Here is a 16,723-nt window from a genome sequence, read left to right as displayed (position 1 = left end):
GGCCCCTCCAACTAGGGAGGGGCCAGCATGGGAACGCTCAAAGAAGACATCAAAGCCATCGATGACCGGGTTAGGGCAACAACAGCCGTCCTGAACGATAAGGACGAGTTGAATCTGGGAGAACGGTTGCTTGCGGAGTTCGAGGGGATCTGGGAGTCTCTGCATCTTGTTGCGGCTAAAGTTACTGAGCTTGAAGCAGCAGCCAAGAGTGATGACTAACTGCACATTTTTGCAGATAGTCCGACGGAGGACTTGCGCTGATCTGCATTTCTGTTAATCTAATACCAGATCAACTTGGTAATTGATGAAGCTTTTCGAAAGGCCCGTAGCTGTGGTGGCTACGGGCCTTTCTGCTGTCTAATCAAGTATCTTGGGGTGGGTTCAGGTATATGTGTCACTGAATGCAGTGCTTCTTACGCGCAAGGTTGCTGCGGAGTGTCACAGAATGTCTATGCTCCGCAGATGACACTAGGAAGCGAACAACCAGAGTTCTATACTCTCGATGATCTGGCGGCGATCTTGAAGCTGTCGCGGTCAACGGTCTACCGCAGACGCAAGCAAGACAACTGGCCCCATTTGCAGATCGGGTCTGAGCTGCGGTTTACCCCGGAGGACTTCGAGGCAATCCAAAGGTTGTACCGCAAGCCAGAGGTGACCCCTAAGATGCACCGAAGCAGGCCGAATGTAGGCACCAAGGCAGATCGTGCACGGGCCAAGGCTCAGTCCGCAAAGAGTCCGCAGCAGGTCCACAAGGGGGCGACTTCACGCAGGAACAGCCAACCGCAAGAACCCCTAGAAATCAACGATCCCAACAACTCATGACACCACGCAGGTATATAAGGTACATTCCGCTTCAACGTCTAGATTTTTGTTTGATGGAAGAATGCCGCACCTGCAGAACGGAGGGCGGCATTTTTCGTAGTGTGAATGCCGAGGCATTCCACGCGATACGACAACCGCGTGGGATGTATCGGGATATGACACCATGAGCAGGAAAGAACAATAAGGGGGAAATTGTTATGACCGAACCACATCAACCACCTGCCACGCCCGGCGGGCCGCCGCAAAATACCGGCCCGCACAATGCTGCGCCGGACAGCCCACCGGCCGCTGGCACGGAGAACGCCGGCCACAACGAAGCCGGGGCAAAAAGTACACAGGTGTCCACTCTTTTCAGTTCCTTTGACTTCAAATCGCTGATTCCCGGGGCCCTAGTGGGGGCCGTTTCCTATATGGCCGTTCTCATCACGGCACTTCTCTTTCTGATTCTGGCTTTGATAGGTGTAGCCGTCAGCAACGGCGGCAACACCGAGATACCGTCCAATTCAATGGTGTCCGGCGACAGCACAATGCCGTCTCCGTGGTCCCTGCTAGGCCAATTCGCTGTTCAGTTGGTGGTCATGAGCCAGCTTGGCGCGCTTGGCTCAAGCATCGACGCAACCATTCCGTTCGTCGGTAGCGTGCACGGTTCGGCGTCATTCTTTGCTGTTCCACTGTTGCTGACTGCCATCTCGGTTGCGGTCCTGTTTTTTGCCGCACGGTTTGCCGCCAAGCGGTCCGCGGCCCAATCCACAGCCGGATTCTGGATCGAGGCAGCGACAGCAGGCCTCGTTTTCACTCTCTTGGTCAACATCATCGGGGCGATCTTTGCTGTAAGCCTGCCGATTCCCAATGTGAAGATCAGCCCGATCGGGGCAGTGACTTTTGGCTCTGTGGCGTTTGCATTGATCCTCGGAACTCTCGCCGCATATTTGGGGCGCGTGTCAGGTACGCCACGTTTCTCCGTCCGCAGCGGGCTGCGTGCTGCAATTGGCCGGGCCTTTGAAACTGTGGCGGTTCACTATGGTGTATTCCTTGCCATTGCGATTCCCGTCCTGGTGATTGCCATCGGCATAAAGTCCGGATGGCAGGCCTCACTCTCATCGCCCTTGTGGGCGCCAACGGCAGGCTTTTTCATGTTCGGCCTGGGCCACCTGAGTGCCGTCAGCCGCACCTGGAATTCCGGTTCAAGCATGTCTTCATCGTCCAATTCTTCAGGTTCAGACATCAGCTTTGGATTTGGAAACGCGCTCACCCAGTTCGGTGTCCCGGGTTGGGCAGGGTGGTTGATGCTTCTCCTGGCGCTAATTTCCGTCGTGGTGGCTTCCGTCTTCTGGTACCTCCGCCGGGGGCCGGTGGTGAGCAACAAGATCGCCGACTGGGTAATGCTCCCTGCAGCCTTCCTCGTTGTCGGGACGCTGATGACGTGGCTCAGCGGCGTGACGGGGACTTTCGACGCCGGGTCGTTGGCTTCGGGCGCCGTCAGCATGACGCTGGCGTGGTGGACGCCGTTCTTCCTGCTGCTGTGGGGCGGCGCAACGGAAGTTTCAGCACGCTATCTGGCGCCCCAGTTGAGCAGGTACGTGCCTTTGCCCTTGGCGTACAAGATCGCTCCTGCCCAGCCAGTCGTCGCGGAACAGGTTGCCACTGCGGCCGTTGACGATCCAAACGGGACGGCTGCCGCTGGAGCCTACCCGGCACTGTCACCGAGAGAGCCCATGACTGCCCAGGCAAAGCGCAAGCTTGGCCTGATTTTGGGGGCAGCCGGTCTCGTCGTCGTACTGGTTGTCGGTGGGTTTATCGCTGTCGATGTGATCAAGGGAAACAATGGACCCGACAAGGCCGTTGCCAGCTACCTCCAGGCGCTGCAGAATGGCGAGGCGTCCAAAGCGATGGCCATCGCCGATCCCGGCGTTGCCAATGATCAGCGGGTTCTTCTCTCTGACGAGGTCTATTCCAAGGCGGCCAAGCGCATCGACAGGTTCGACATCGTGTCGACGAATATCTCCAACGACAAAGCCAACGTGGTTGCCGATATGTATCAGGACGGCCGGAAACAGCAAACGACCTATAGTTTGCGTAAGTCCAACCCGGAGTTTTTGGATGACCACTGGGTCATGGAGTCTGCGCCTCCCCGGAACCTGCGTATCTCCTCGGACACCCCGGTGAAGACGGTCCTGATCAACGGACAGCCAGTTGACGTTAACCTTGCCGACAATCGCTCCGTGACCTACCCTGCCTTGCCCGGCGAGTACACGGTGGAGTTGCCGTCCTCGGAGAAATACCTGACGGCCCCGAAGCTGACGGCGATGGTGAACATCGGAACTGTTTCAACTTCCCCCGCGGCCAGCCTTGAGGTGGAAGCTTCCGAGACCTTGAAGTCGGAGGCGATGGCCCAAATCGACGCCTACCTAGCTGAATGTGTGAAGTCCACCGAGGCCAGGCCGGCCAACTGCCCGTTGAACAGCTACAGTTCGTCGCGCTATACAAAGAACTTCCGCTGGGCACTCACCACCAAGCCCACGTTCGTTGTGAGCAAGGGTTACGGCACTTCCCCTTGGCGTGTCCGCACGGAGACTCCCGGTAAAGCGACCGTCACCTATGAGAAGGACAACTCATATGGATTCGGGACTTCTGATTGGAAAACTACAACGGACACCACCTCAGTGTCCCTGAGCGCCAATATCAGCGTGGAGGATGGCAAAGTGAAGCTGTCTTTCAACAGCTACTAGGACCCGTGGCGCTATGGCGGGGTCTCTGACACTACCGAAGTTTCGCTGACATCAGAATCCATAAAGTTGAGGCCCTTCCCGGCGACCCGGTAAGGGCCTCAGCTTTATGAAGATCTTGGGGGTTTTATGGACGGCGCATCTGAAAAGCGGCCACGGAACAGCTGACGATTCGCCGCCGGGAGGCGGGAACTGCCCCTCTTAGAGCAACACGCCGCACCGGGCGGCAAGCGCCTCGGCTTCTGCTGGCTTAATCAGTTTTCCAAGTCCCGACCCTACTCATCCTCGAGTGCGGCGCTGACGCGGTGGCCGCCGTCGAACACTGTTCCAGCCGAAGACTCCGGACACCTTCTAGACGGCAACTTCATGATGCGCCAGGGTTCCGCGCGGAAGTCCTAGAGCGGGATCTCGCCGGCACTGGTTCGTAAGCCACCAGGAGGCCCCTGAAGGTGCCAAGAGATGGCGTTGGATGCCGTCGTGATCCAGCCGGTGAGGGTGAGGTGAACCGGGCTGTTCCCGGAGAAGAGAGGTCCTGTCCTGCTGTCAGACAGCGAATATTACCACCGAGTAGGGTTTGACTTGAAATCCGCGCCAGTTTAGGCATGTGGAGGTTGCGGAACGGTTACAGTTTGGCCAGCATGTCCCAACATCTGGACACAATGTGGGTAGGCTTACACACACATGTAGGCAACGTCACAGTAGGAAACTGTGCCTGTGCCTGGGGGAAATCACGAATTTCCCCTGCTCAACTCCACGACTCATAGGAGGCGGAATGCGTTTCTCGCGCACTTCCAAAGCTCTAGGCGTAGCGGCGATCATCGCCCTCGCAGTGACCGGTTGCGGCGGCGGTGGCGGCAGCAATACGAACAGCTCAGCCGCAACTGACCCGAACAAGGTCATTTCCGCATACAGCAACGAACCGCAGAACCCGCTGCTCCCCGCCAACACCAATGAGGTGTACGGTGGCCGCGTCGTCGAGCTGCTGTTTGAAGGCCTTCGTGCCTACGACTCGGACGGTAAGCCCGTCAACGCGCTGGCGGAGTCGATCGAAACCACCGATTCACAGAACTGGACCATCAAGGTCAAGTCCGGCGCCAAGTTCACCAACGGTGAGGCCATTACGGCCAAGACGTTCGTTGATTCCTGGAACTTCGCCGCACTGAGCACCAACCTCCAGAACAACGGCTTCTTCTTCGAGTCCATCGAAGGCTACGCCGACGTCAGCGCCGTCACGGAGACCACCAGCGCCGACGGCAAGAAGACCTCGACGCCTGCTCCTACGGCCCAGACCATGTCCGGCCTGGCCGCGACTGACGACCAGACCATCACGGTCAAGCTCGCTCAGCCCGAAGCTGACTGGTCACTGCGCCTTGGATACTCCGCCTTCTACCCGCTGCCTTCCGAGGCTCTGAAGGACCCGAAGAAGTTCGGCGAGAACCCGATCGGCAACGGCCCGTACAAGTTCGAGAAGGAAGGTGCCTGGGTACACGACCAGTCCATCTCCCTGGTCAAGAACGCTGACTACACCGGCCCGCGTGCTGCCAAGAACGGCGGCGTGACCTTCAAGTTCTACACGGATCCGGGCCCCGCATACACGGATCTCCAGGCCGACAACCTCGACATCACTGACGTTGTTCCCTCGAACGCTTTGAAGACTTACACCACGGACTTCCCGGACCGTAACTCCACGCGCCCGAACGCCAACAACGCAACGTTGAACATCCCGGGCTACAACCCGAACTTCCAGGGTGAAGCCGGTCTGCTGCGTCGCCAGGCTCTGTCCCACGCCATCAACCGAGAAGAGATCACCAAGGTCATCTTCAACGGCACGCGTACCCCGGCCACCGAGTTCACGGCTCCCGTGCTCGACGGCTACAACGACGCCATCCCCGGCAGCGATGTCCTGAAGTTCGACGCCGCCAAGGCCAAGGATCTTTGGGAGCAGGCCGAGAAGATCAAGCCTTACGACGGTTCCAAGCCCCTCCTCATCGCCTCCAACACCGATGGCGGCAACAAGGAATGGATCGACGCCGTTGCCAACGGTTTCAAGAACAACCTCGGCATCCAGGCTGAAATCCAGCCGTTCGCGAAGTTCGCTGAAGTTCTGGACCTGCGTAAGTCGCAGTCCCTCCCGGGCCTGACCCGCGCCGGCTGGCAGGGTGACTACCCGTCGCTCTACAACTTCCTCGGACCTGTTTGGGCAACCAACGCATCGTCCAACTACGAGAAGTACTCGAACCCCGACTTCGACAAGCTCCTCAAGGAAGGCCTTGCAGCCAAGACTCCGGAAGATGCCAACAAGAAGTTCAACGAGGCACAGGAGATCCTGTTCAAGGACCTCCCCGGTCTGCCCTTGTGGTACCGGGCAACCCCGATCGTTTGGAGCAACAACGTTGTCTCAGCTGAAACCGGCTGGAACGGCGGCATTCGTTACTTCGACATCGAGGCCAAGTAGTCCTCAGGATCTGAACTTGCCTTAGGGCAGCGGGGGTCCGGCCAAAGCGCCGGGCCCCCCTTGCTTGCTTGGCAGGAAGGCACACATGACACACCAATGCCCGACCACCGGAGAGGGGTGACCCGTGGTTCGCTTTATTTTCCGTAGGCTCCTGCAGGTCATCCCGGTATTCCTGGGGACAACGCTCCTCGTTTACTACATGGTCTTCGCACTACCTGGCGACCCGATTGCAGCCCTCTTCGGAGATCGCCAGCCCCCGCAGAGCGTCATCGACGCCCTACGGGCCCAGTACAACCTGGACCAGCCCTTCTGGGTCCAGTACGGGCTCTTCATCAAGAACCTTTTCACCTTTAACCTAGGCGTTGACTTCACCCAGCAACCCATTGCGGACTCCCTGGCGAGGGCTTTCCCTGTCACAGCAATGCTTGCCATTGAAGCCCTCATCATTCAGGCCGTCTTCGGTATTGCCTTCGGTGTCTTCGCCGGTCTGAAGAAGGGCAAGCTTTTCGACTCCACGGTTCTGGTCGTTTCCCTCCTGGTGATCGCAGTTCCCACCTTCGTTCTGGGCTTCGTCTTCCAGCTCGTGTTCGGTGTCCAGCTCGGCTGGGCCAAACCTACAGTGGGCGCCAACGCCGATTGGGGCAACCTGATCCTCCCGGCAGTCGTGCTGGGACTAGTGTCCTTCGCCTATGTCCTCCGCCTGACTCGAGCCTCTGTCAGTGAGAACATGAACGCGGACTACGTACGCACTGCTACGGCAAAGGGACTGTCCCGGCCCCGCGTCGTGGTGGCCCACATCCTCAGGAACTCGTTGATCCCGGTGGTGACCTACCTAGGCGCCAACCTTGGTGGCCTCATGGGTGGTGCCATTGTTACCGAGGGCATCTTCAACGTCCCCGGAGTGGGTAACAAACTCTTCCAGGCAATCGCACGCAGCGAGGGACCTACCATCGTCGCCATTGTGAGCGTCCTGGTCCTGGTTTTCGTTATCACCAACCTCTTGGTTGACCTCCTGTACGCCTGGCTTGACCCGAGGATCCGCTATGACCAGTAATAATGAACACTTTGTGGCTCCCGTCGAGGAGACACCGCTTCTGGCCACTGACGCTGTCAAAACTGATCAGGCGCCCCTAAGCCTCTGGGCTGATGCCTGGCGCAAGCTTCGCCGCCGCCCCCTGTTCATCGTCTCCTCGCTGCTGATTCTGCTCCTGGTTATTGTTGCCGTGTTCCCGGGGCTGTTCACCAGCGTCGAACCCAACAACGACTGCCAGTTGGCCAACTCCGAGGGCTCGCCCACAGCCGGCCACCCGCTGGGATTCACCCTGCAGGGTTGCGATGTCTATTCCCGCGTAATCCACGGTACGCAGGCTTCACTTTCCGTCGGTGTCCTGTCCGTGCTTGCCGTCGTCATCATTGGTGTCACCCTCGGTGCGCTTGCCGGCTATTACGGTGGCTGGTTGGATTCCGTCCTGGCCCGACTGGGCGACATCTTCTTCGCGTTGCCGATTATCCTCGGTGCCCTTGTTATCACGCAGCTCCCGTTGTTCCGTGAGAACCGGAGCGTCTGGACCGTGGTCCTGACAATATCCCTGCTTGCGTGGCCGCAAATGGCACGCATCACCAGAGGCGCGGTTATCGAAGTGCGCAACGCGGACTTTGTGACGGCCGCCCGATCACTGGGTGTTTCCAAGTTTGGCGCCTTGGTCAAGCATGCGCTGCCGAACGCCCTGGCACCCGTCATCGTCCTTGCCACCCTGGAATTGGGCGTCTTCATCGTCCTGGAGGCCACCCTGTCCTTCCTGGGTGTCGGGTTGCCTGGCAGCGTCATGTCGTGGGGTAACGACATCTCCGCGGCCAATGCATCCATTCGTACCAACCCGGGAATCCTGCTTTACCCGGCAGCCGCCCTGTCCATCACCGTCCTGAGCTTCATCATGCTTGGCGACGCCGTCCGCGATGCTCTTGATCCCAAGAGCCGTCAGCGCTAAGGAGGCGAACATGACTTCTGCCAACATCAGAATTGATGAAGCCACAGCACCGGTACGGCCCATCTTGGAAATCAAGGATCTGGCCATCACGTTCAAGACCGGTTCCGGGGAGGTCAAGGCGGTAAAGAACGCCCACTTGTCCATCATGCCGGGCGAAACGGTCGCCATTGTGGGGGAGTCGGGTTCAGGAAAGTCGACGACGGCGCTAGCCGCCATCGGCTTGTTGCCCAACAACGGACGCGTCTCCGCCGGGCAGATACTGCTCGACGGCGAAGACATCGCCCACGCTTCGGAGAAGCGCATGATCGAGCTCCGTGGCAGCCATATCGGCATGGTTCCCCAGGACCCCATGTCCAACCTGAACCCTGTATGGAAGATCGGCTACCAGGTTCGTGAAACGCTCAAAGCCAACGGGCGGCCGGATGGCCCGGACGACGTGGCCAGGGTGCTTGCTGAAGCCGGCCTCCCGGACGCTGCCCGGCGTGCCAAGCAGTATCCGCACGAGTTCTCCGGCGGCATGCGTCAACGCGCCCTGATCGCCATCGGCCTGAGCTGCCAGCCCAAGCTCCTGATCGCCGACGAACCCACGTCGGCGCTGGACGTGACTGTGCAGCGCAGGATCCTGGACCACTTGGACAAGATGACCACTGAGCTTGGCACTTCCGTGCTGCTCATCACGCACGACCTCGGCTTGGCTGCCGAACGGGCTGACAAAGTCATTGTCATGTACCAAGGCAATGTTGTTGAGGCGGGTCCCTCTTTGGAGCTCCTCCGCAATCCGCAGCACCCGTATACCCGCCGCTTGGTGGAGTCGGCGCCGTCCCTGGCATCACGCCGCATTCAAGTGGCTAAGGAGCAGGGCGTGGATGCCGGTGACCTGTTGGCACCTGTGGCAGCAGCGCAAAGCCGCGTCCAGGACGAGATCCTCCAGATCAAGAACCTGCGTAAAATCTACAAACTGCGTCAGGGGCTGGGTCAGACCTCCGATTTCGCTGCTGTTGACGATGTCAGCTTCTCCGTAAAGCGCGGGACCACCACGGCTATCGTGGGGGAGTCCGGATCGGGCAAGTCCACTGTGGCCAAAATGGTTCTCCAGCTGGAAAAGCCGACTGAGGGCCAGATCATCTTTGACGGCGTGGATACTGCGGGGCTGAAGGGTAAGGAACTCTTCAAATTCCGTCGCCGCGTGCAGCCCATCTTCCAGGACCCCTACGGTTCCTTGGATCCGATGTACAACATCTTCAGGACCATTGAAGAGCCGCTGCGCGTACACAAGATCGGCAACGCAGCTAGCCGTGAGAAGAAGGTCCGGGAGCTTCTGGACCAAGTGGCCCTGCCACAGTCCATGATGCAGCGATACCCCAACGAGCTCTCCGGTGGCCAGCGGCAGCGCATTGCCATTGCACGTGCCCTGGCCTTGGATCCGGAAGTCATCATCTGCGATGAGGCGGTCTCGGCTTTGGACGTCCTTGTCCAAGCTCAGGTGCTGAACCTGCTGGCTGACCTTCAGGACAACCTTGGCCTCACGTACCTGTTCATCACGCACGACCTCGCGGTGGTGCGTCAGATCGCGGATCATGTCTGCGTCATGGAAAAGGGCAAGCTCGTGGAGACGGGCAGCACGGATGACGTCTTCGACAACCCGCGCGAGGCCTACACGCAAGCACTCCTGGATGCCATTCCGGGCGGTTCGCTGTTGTTGCCACCCGCGGTGGCCTGACCGGCGTCGAGCGTTTGACGGCTGTTTAGCAGAAGAGCCGGTGGTTCCCCGAGAAGGGAACCACCGGCTCTTGCCGTTAACTTCGTGTTGTGAGGCCTGCTGTGCACGTCATAAAGCTCGCGAAGCGTGCAGAGCGGGCCTCACAACGCACGCTCTACTGCGCAGGTGCAGATTCAGGTGCAGGTGCAGGTGCTGAGGCGGAGCTGTCCGGGCGGGCCGTGAGGCCAAGTGAAGTGAATTCGCGAGCCAGTGCGGCGCCTAACTTTGCATGCCCGGCCGGCTTCAAGTGCACGCCGTCCTGGAGATCCCCGATTGCGTTATAGCGGGTGAGCCAGTCGCCCGCGCTGACGAAAGGTATGCCGTGCTTGGCGGCAATACGGCCTAGAAGGGCATCGATTTCAGTGCGGCGTCCGCCTCCGTTACTCACGCCCCTGGCAAGGGTTCCAATCATGGCCAGGGTGGTGCCCGGGTAGCGTTTCTTCAGGGCTGCGAGAAGCCGCTCGGCGTTGCTGGTGATCTGGGCGTCGGTGGCGCGTTGGGTGGCATCGTTGCCGCCCCCCTGGACCACGATCAGCGGTGGATCCCCGAAGGGCAATACCCAGTCGCCGCGCTGCAACGCGTCCATGTAGTTGCCGGTCTTTCCGTTGGTGGCCACGTACCCGGTGCCGCCCATACCGACTACGTGCAATTTGTAGCCCATGGCTGCGATGCCCTGCTGCGGCCAGGAATCGTTCGGCATGGACTGGGAATCGCCAATAAGAACCGCGGTGTGCCGCACGTCGGCGAGAACCAGTTCGCTGCGGTTGTTCGCGGGGTTCTTATACAGGGATCCCACGGGCAGGTTGAGTGAACTGGGGGCAGGTGCAATCCTGAGCGGTTTGTCTGCGGCGGCTGTCTGCGCAGGCCCGGGCGCGGTCGATCCAGAGGGGGCGGTCATTGGTGCTGGGCTTGGTCCGCAGCCTACCGTTAGAACGCCAATGGCGATCAATGGTGCGAGCATACGGAACACGGCCGGAGCTTGTCGCATCGTTGTTCTCCACGTGGCACTGGTTCTGCAGCCCATCATGGTGCACAGCGCGGGGAAAATCCAGCATCTGGACTTGCGTTTACGTAACAACACAACAGTGTGAGCAGGGCCACATCCGAGCACTGAATAGCTTGCTTTTTAGGCTCAGAAATGCAACTGCGTTTAGACTGGATGCAGGTGCCCTGTGTCCCGGGGTCTTTTCGCTGTGTGTTCCGATCAAGTCGATCAGGTATGCGCGCGGATACAAACAGCTGACTTCACCACTGAATCGAGTCATTAACGCATGTCTGAAACCATCACCAACACTGCGTCGCGGAGCGATCTGCGCAACGTCGCGATCGTCGCACACGTTGACCACGGTAAGACCACCTTGGTCGACGCCATGCTCAAGCAGACCAACTCCTTCGCTTCCCATGGTGAGGTTGAGGACCGTGTCATGGACTCCGGTGACCTGGAGCGCGAAAAGGGCATCACCATCCTCGCGAAGAACACCACGGTTGCCTACAACGGCCCGTCGTCCAACGGCGAGACCATCACCATCAACGTCATCGACACCCCCGGCCACGCCGACTTCGGTGGCGAGGTAGAGCGCGGTCTCTCCATGGTTGACGGCGTCGTCCTGCTGGTCGACTCCTCCGAGGGCCCCCTGCCCCAGACCCGCTTCGTGCTCCGCAAGGCCCTTGCCGCGCACCTTCCGGTCATCCTCCTGGTCAACAAGACCGACCGTCCCGACGCCCGCATCGACGAAGTTGTTCACGAGTCCATGGACCTGCTCCTGGGCCTCGCTTCGGACCTCGCCGACGAAGTTCCGGACCTGGACCTGGACAAGGTTCTCGAAGTTCCCGTCGTCTACGCTGCTGCCAAGGTTGGCCGCGCGTCCCTGGATCAGCCGGCCAACGGCTCTGCTCCGGAGAACGAGGACCTTGAGCCTCTCTTCAAGACCATCATCGAGCACATCCCCGCTCCGACGTACAACCCGGACGGCGTGCTGCAGGCACACGTGACCAACCTGGACGCATCCCCGTTCCTTGGCCGCCTCGCACTGCTTCGCATCTACAACGGCACGCTCCGCAAGGGCCAGACCGTTGCCTGGGCGCGTGCTAACGGCGAGCTCAAGAACGTCAAGATCACCGAGCTGCTTGCTACAAAGGCCCTGACCCGTGTTCCTGCCGAGTCCGCTGGCCCGGGTGAAATCGTTGCTGTTGCCGGCATCGAGGAAATCACCATCGGTGAAACCCTCACGGACGCCGAGAACCCGCAGCCGTTGCCGTTGATCACCGTGGACGATCCCGCGATCTCCATGACCATCGGTATCAACACCTCGCCGCTGGCCGGCAAGGTCAAGGGTGCCAAGGTCACGGCCCGCCAGGTGAAGGATCGCCTGGACAAGGAACTGATCGGTAACGTCTCCATCAAGGTGCTCCCCACCGAGCGTCCTGACGCTTGGGAAGTCCAGGGTCGTGGCGAGCTCGCGCTGGCCATCCTCGTTGAGCAGATGCGCCGCGAAGGCTTCGAGCTGACCGTGGGCAAGCCGCAGGTTGTCACCAAGACCATCGACGGCAAGCTGCACGAGCCGATGGAACACATGACCATCGATGTGCCCGAGGAATACCTCGGCGCCGTCACGCAGCTCATGGCTGCCCGCAAGGGCCGCATGACCAACATGGCCAACCACGGCACCGGCTGGTGCCGCATGGAGTTCATCGTCCCTGCGCGTGGCCTGATTGGTTTCCGTACCCGGTTCCTGACGGACACCCGTGGCGCCGGTATCGCTGCCTCCATCTCGGAAGGTTACGAGCCGTGGGCAGGACCGATCGAATACCGTACCAACGGTTCGATGATTGCCGACCGCGCCGGTGTTGTTACGCCGTTCGCCATGATCAACCTGCAGGAGCGCGGTTCCTTCTTCGTGAAGCCCACCTCCGAGGTTTACGAAGGCATGATTGTTGGCGAGAACTCCCGCGCTGATGACATGGACGTCAACATCACCAAGGAAAAGAAGCTCACCAACATGCGTGCCGCTTCCTCCGACACCTTCGAAAACCTGACGCCGCCGCGCGATCTCACCCTCGAAGAGTCCCTCGAATTCGCCCGCGAAGACGAGTGCGTCGAGGTAACCCCGGATGCCATCCGTATCCGTAAGGTCATCCTGGACTCCAACGAGCGCGCCAAGGCCAACCGCGCCCGCGCCAAGTCCTAGTCCTAACTGGCCTGAACCAGTTCGGAACAGCTGAATGAAGAGAGGAGCCGCCGGTTCGGTCCGTGGAATTGCCACGGCCGTGCTGGCGGCTCTTTTCGTTGCCCTGGCGGGCACCGCATTGCACCGGCAGACCGTACTCTGGTCCGGCGTCGAACTCCCTTGGGGCGTGGTCGCAGCCTTGCTGCTGCTGGCGTCCGTGCAGTTGTGGCTCGCTGCATGGTCCCGCTCGGTGATACCGACGGCGGTGGCAGGCGTGGTGAGCTATGCCGTCGTCGGCGTCCTGTCTTCAGCCGGCTCCGCCAAGCAGTTGATACTCGGCGACCTCGTGGGCAACGTGTGGGTCTTCGGCATCGGCGTAGTGACGTTAATCATGCTTATGGCTGTTAAACTGCTGGTTGTCAGTCCGCTGCGGCGCGGACGGACTGCCGACGCGGCGGTAGCGGTGGAACCTCTTTCGCCGCGATAACCATTGCCAACGGAATCTCGACGTCGGCCGTACGGGTCCTGATGGTGCAGGAACCTTCCGTAGTTCCCACCAGATAGCCCAAGGCGTCCGTCAACCCGTCCTCGATCCTGTACCTGACCACCACCCGGATGCCTGGTTCTGCGGCGAGGAGGAATTGTCGGGGCGGCAAGTTCAGGGGAGTCACCGTTTCATACTAAGACGCGGGCTAGGTTGGCGTCAGCGCACTGTTGGATAATAGGCTCGGAAGTTGAGTGCCCGGCATGATGCCGGCCGTATTACCCCGGCCATCGCCGGGACAAACCGTGGAGAGGTCTGGGACGTGACGTACGTAATCGCGCAGCCGTGTGTAGATGTCAAGGACAAGGCATGTATTGAAGAATGCCCTGTCGACTGCATTTACGAAGGTGAGCGTTCCCTCTACATCCACCCCGATGAATGTGTCGACTGTGGAGCCTGCGAACCCGTGTGCCCGGTTGAGGCCATCTACTACGAGGATGACACCCCGGAGGAATGGGCCGACTACTACAAGGCCAATGTTGAATTCTTCGACGACCTCGGTTCCCCAGGTGGAGCAGCCAAGATCGGCAACACAGGTAAGGATCACCCGTTCATTTCCGCGCTGCCCCCGCAGAACCAAGACCACTAGGCGGTAGTTTCGGTGATTTCAGCGGCGCCGGCTTTCGGCCTGAACCTGCCTGACTACCCTTGGGAGGCCATGGCGCCGTATGTCGCCACGGCTTCCACGCACCCCGGTGGCGCAGTGAATCTCTCCATCGGAACTCCGGTGGATCCCACCCCCGGGTTGATCCGCGAGGCTCTGGCCAACGCTGCCGATGCCCACGGCTATCCCACGGTTCACGGTACGGAGGCCTTGCGGGAGGCGGTTGTCCACTGGTTCGCCAGCCGTCGCGGTGTCCCGGGGCTGGACCCCAAGGACGTCATGCCTACCGTGGGTTCAAAGGAGCTCGTGGCGTGGTTGCCGTTCCTGCTGGGCTTGAGCGCAGGCGACGTCGTTGTGCGTCCCACCGTTGCGTACCCAACCTACGACATCGGCGCCTCATTGGCAGGTGCCACGGCAGTTGCCGCTGACGATCTGGATGACCTCGATCCCGCCACCCGCGCGAGGGTTCGGTTGATCTGGATCAACTCGCCGGGCAATCCCACAGGAAGCGTCCGTGACATCGAGTCGCTGCAACGGATCGTCGGCCAGGCCCGTGAGCTCGGAGCAGTAGTGGCCTCCGACGAGTGCTACGCGGAGCTGGGCTGGGGCGAATGGGATGCCCAGCGTGGCGGCGAAGCTGTCCCCAGCATCTTGGATCCCCGGGTTACCGGAGGTTCCACCGATGGCTTGCTGTGCGTCTACTCGCTCAGCAAGCAGTCCAACCTTGCCGGGTACCGTGCCGCGTTCGTGGCCGGAGATTCGGCGATCATGGCCAATCTGGTCAACAGCCGCAAACATGCGGGCATGATCGTTCCCTACCCTGTGCAGGAAGCCATGCGCGTCGCTTTGGGCGATGCCGGCCATGTCCTGGCCCAGAAGGACCTGTACCGCGGACGCCGCGAAAGGATCGTGCCGGCGCTGGAGAACTTCGGACTGAAGATCCACGAATCCAAGGCCGGCCTGTACCTGTGGTCCACGGCCGGCGAAGCCACGTGGGATACGGTGGCGCGCTTCGCGGAACTCGGCATCGTGGTTGGCCCGGGCGTTTTCTATGGCGATGCCGGCAATGGCTTCATCCGCGTGGCGCTCACCGGCACCGACGAACGAATTGATGCCGCCGTAGAGCGGCTTGGCACGGCCTCATAACAATGCTGTGACTTGCACCACTAATAGCGTTATTCCGCCAGTAACCGGACGATACGGATTAGTTCCGTAGGGTTACTGGCGGTAGCTTTTTAACTGACTATCAATGGTGGCCTTCTCTAAGAAAGCACTTCGGCCGTTGGAGCCCTGCAACAGTAGGGCCGAAGGCGGCGACACCAGAAGGTTGTTGGACAAGCGTTCGATAGAGGCCCTGAGGCCTCATGAAGGGGACTCCATGACTGAGACCACCAGCGCGACACTGCGCCATGCCGGCGGCGAACTCGAACTGCCGCGCATCAAGGTTGTAGAAGGAAACGAAGGTTATGACGTTTCCAAGCTGCTGAAGCAGACGGGCGCCGTCGCCTATGACCCCGGCTTCATGAACACAGCGGCCACCACCTCGGCCATCACCTACATCGACGGCGACGCAGGCGTACTGCGTTACCGCGGTTACCCCATTGAGCAGCTCGCGCAGCACTCGAGCTTCCTCGAAGTTTCCTACCTGCTGATCTACGGCAACCTCCCTTCTCCCACAGAGTTGGAAGAGTTTGATCAGAAGATCCGCCGTCACACGCTCCTGCACGAAGAGCTTAAGGGCTTCTTCGGCGGGTTCCCGCGTGACGCCCACCCCATGCCGGTGCTTTCCTCGGCTGTTTCTGCGCTGTCCACCTTCTACCAGGACTCGCTGGATCCCTTCAACGCGGAACACGTGGAAGTTTCCACCATCCGCCTGATGGCAAAGCTGCCGGTCATCGCTGCTTACGCGCACAAGAAGTCCATCGGCCAGCCGATGCTCTACCCGGATAACTCCCAGAACCTGGTGGAGAACTTCCTGCGCCTTAGCTTCGGCCTGCCCGCCGAGCAGTACGAAATGGATCCTGTGGTTGTGAAGGCCCTGGACCTCCTGCTCATCCTGCATGCGGATCACGAGCAGAACTGTTCCACGTCCACCGTGCGACTGGTGGGCTCGTCCAATGCGAACCTCTTCGCGTCGGTGTCCGCCGGCATCAATGCCCTCTTCGGCCCCGCTCACGGTGGCGCCAACGAGGCCGTGCTGAAGATGCTGCGCCAGATCCAGGCCGACGGCATCAAGCCCGAGGACTACATGGAGAAGGTCAAGAACAAGGAAGACGGCGTCCGCCTCATGGGCTTCGGACACCGCGTCTACAAGAACTACGATCCCCGCGCCAAGATCATCAAGGCAACGGCACACGAAGTTCTGGGCAAGCTCGGCGGCAATGACGAACTGCTGGACATTGCCATGCGCCTCGAAGAGAAAGCACTGGCTGACGACTACTTCATCCAGCGCAAGCTGTACCCGAACGTCGACTTCTACACCGGCCTCATCTACAAGGCCATGGGCTTCCCGGAGAAGATGTTCACTGTATTGTTCGCCATTGGACGCCTCCCGGGCTGGATTGCCCAGTGGCGCGAAATGATCAACGATCCCCAGACCAAGATCGGCCGTCCGCGGCAGCTCTACACAGGGGAGCCGGAGCGCAACTACCCGGCCAA

Annotated in this window: 14 protein-coding genes; 12 read left to right on the top strand and 2 right to left on the bottom strand. The window is 60.2% G+C overall.

The annotated features are described in order from the left end of the window. The first annotated feature begins 27 nt into the window (after positions 1-27). The 7 genes from AC6CH8_RS22315 to AC6CH8_RS22285 all read left to right on the top strand — a co-directional run bounded on the left by AC6CH8_RS22315 (position 28) and on the right by AC6CH8_RS22285 (position 9,711). Positions 28-219: a hypothetical protein gene (locus AC6CH8_RS22315; protein WP_498192399.1), complete on the top strand. Its 192-nt coding sequence runs from the start codon at positions 28-30 to the stop codon at positions 217-219. A gap of 243 nt (positions 220-462) precedes the next feature. Further along, entirely contained in the window at positions 463-822 is a 360-nt protein-coding gene (locus AC6CH8_RS22310) for a helix-turn-helix domain-containing protein (protein ID WP_498192418.1), read from the top strand. A 197-nt stretch (positions 823-1,019) separates the two neighbouring features. Beyond that, positions 1,020-3,551, top strand: a complete 2,532-nt coding sequence (locus tag AC6CH8_RS22305; RefSeq protein WP_498192398.1) for a hypothetical protein — start codon at positions 1,020-1,022, stop codon at positions 3,549-3,551. A gap of 769 nt (positions 3,552-4,320) precedes the next feature. Next, positions 4,321-6,003 carry a peptide ABC transporter substrate-binding protein gene (locus AC6CH8_RS22300; RefSeq protein ID WP_498192397.1) on the top strand — a complete coding sequence of 561 codons (1,683 nt, stop codon included), beginning with the start codon at positions 4,321-4,323 and terminating at the stop codon, positions 6,001-6,003. Positions 6,004-6,127: 124 nt separating this feature from the next. After that, on the top strand, positions 6,128-7,057 hold the full coding sequence (locus tag AC6CH8_RS22295) for an ABC transporter permease (protein ID WP_017200386.1): 930 nt from the start codon (positions 6,128-6,130) through the stop codon (positions 7,055-7,057). After that, complete coding sequence (locus tag AC6CH8_RS22290) at positions 7,047-7,991, top strand: ABC transporter permease (RefSeq protein WP_091468781.1); 945 nt, start codon at positions 7,047-7,049, stop codon at positions 7,989-7,991. Before AC6CH8_RS22295 ends, AC6CH8_RS22290 begins: the two co-directional genes overlap by 11 nt. A 10-nt stretch (positions 7,992-8,001) precedes the next feature. Continuing rightward, on the top strand, positions 8,002-9,711 hold the full coding sequence (locus AC6CH8_RS22285; RefSeq protein ID WP_091468778.1) for a dipeptide ABC transporter ATP-binding protein: 1,710 nt from the start codon (positions 8,002-8,004) through the stop codon (positions 9,709-9,711). A 154-nt stretch (positions 9,712-9,865) separates the two neighbouring features. Here AC6CH8_RS22285 and AC6CH8_RS22280 read toward each other — a convergent pair whose 3' ends face one another. Next, positions 9,866-10,861, bottom strand: coding sequence for an SGNH/GDSL hydrolase family protein (locus tag AC6CH8_RS22280; protein ID WP_498192396.1), 996 nt, complete (start codon positions 10,859-10,861; stop codon positions 9,866-9,868). Between the two features lie 160 nt (positions 10,862-11,021). Here AC6CH8_RS22280 and typA point away from each other — a divergent pair, with 160 nt between their 5' ends. Together typA and AC6CH8_RS22270 are read left to right on the top strand one after the other, a co-directional pair. Beyond that, on the top strand, positions 11,022-12,938 hold the full coding sequence (gene typA / locus AC6CH8_RS22275; RefSeq protein ID WP_089595701.1) for a translational GTPase TypA: 1,917 nt from the start codon (positions 11,022-11,024) through the stop codon (positions 12,936-12,938). Between the two features lie 34 nt (positions 12,939-12,972). Next, positions 12,973-13,404: a hypothetical protein gene (locus AC6CH8_RS22270; RefSeq protein ID WP_498192395.1), complete on the top strand. Its 432-nt coding sequence runs from the start codon at positions 12,973-12,975 to the stop codon at positions 13,402-13,404. On the opposite strand, the gene AC6CH8_RS22265 is transcribed toward AC6CH8_RS22270, so the two are convergent. After that, a complete protein-coding gene (locus tag AC6CH8_RS22265) occupies positions 13,337-13,588 on the bottom strand; it encodes a putative acetyltransferase (RefSeq protein WP_498192394.1) in 252 nt (83 codons plus the stop codon). The two genes, AC6CH8_RS22270 and AC6CH8_RS22265, sit on opposite strands and share 68 nt — an antisense overlap. Before the next feature lie 135 nt (positions 13,589-13,723). On the opposite strand from AC6CH8_RS22265, the gene fdxA reads away from it, so the two are divergent. The 3 genes from fdxA to AC6CH8_RS22250 all read left to right on the top strand — a co-directional run. After that, positions 13,724-14,050, top strand: a complete 327-nt coding sequence (gene fdxA / locus AC6CH8_RS22260; protein ID WP_024817464.1) for a ferredoxin — start codon at positions 13,724-13,726, stop codon at positions 14,048-14,050. Positions 14,051-14,062: 12 nt separating this feature from the next. After that, complete coding sequence (gene dapC, locus AC6CH8_RS22255; protein WP_498192393.1) at positions 14,063-15,211, top strand: succinyldiaminopimelate transaminase; 1,149 nt, start codon at positions 14,063-14,065, stop codon at positions 15,209-15,211. Between the two features lie 232 nt (positions 15,212-15,443). Further along, on the top strand, positions 15,444-16,723 hold a 1,280-nt coding region (locus AC6CH8_RS22250; RefSeq protein ID WP_498192392.1), incomplete at its 3' end, for a citrate synthase.

This window comes from Paenarthrobacter sp. GQ52, from assembly GCF_059759005.1.
The sequence above is the reverse complement of the archived record's forward strand: the minus strand, read 5'-3'. Positions and strand labels throughout refer to the sequence as shown.